We start from the raw sequence: 608 nt of genomic DNA, 5'->3' as shown, positions 1-608 counted from the left end.
GAGGCATTTTCCGACGTTTGTTTTACGGTGGCTGTAATTTGCTCCATGCTGGAAGCGGTTTCTTCCAGTGAGCTGGCTTGCGATTCGGTTCGTCGACTTAAGTCATCGGAGCCTTCCGCGACTTCTTGTGAAGAAGTGCGAACCGTTTCTGAGGCGATTTGAATGCGTGTTAGCACTTCACTTAGTTTGGTAACGCTGTTATTTGCATTGTTTTTGATGGCAAGTAACTCGCCCTTGTAATTGTTTTCGATACTCTTGGTGAGATCACCTTCAGACATTGCTTCAAATATCACGCCGACTTCACTGACAAACTCGGATGTCTTGTCCATTAGAGAGTTCAAACCATTACTGAGGTTTTCGAAGAAGCCACTTTTACCGGTTAGGTCAATTCGTTGTCGAAGGTCTCCATCGTTGGCGGCATTTATCAAACTGTTAATTTCACCTTCTAGCGCAACCTCATCAGTTCTATCTGACCATTCAACGACGGTACCCAAGCGAGTTTGGTCTTCGCCATATATAGGTGTCGCAGTTAGGCCAAAGGTACGTACACCGACCTTAATTTCAGTTTGATATGTACTGGTCAGACGCTCAAGCATACTGCGTTGGTG

Annotated in this window: 1 pseudogene; it reads right to left on the bottom strand. The window is 45.6% G+C overall.

The window, feature by feature from the left end:
* Positions 1–608: pseudogene (locus tag A3763_RS29060) on the bottom strand (chemotaxis protein); the annotation flags it as partial.

The organism is Oleiphilus sp. HI0128, from assembly GCF_001635365.1.
This window is presented reverse-complemented; position numbering and strand designations above follow the sequence as displayed.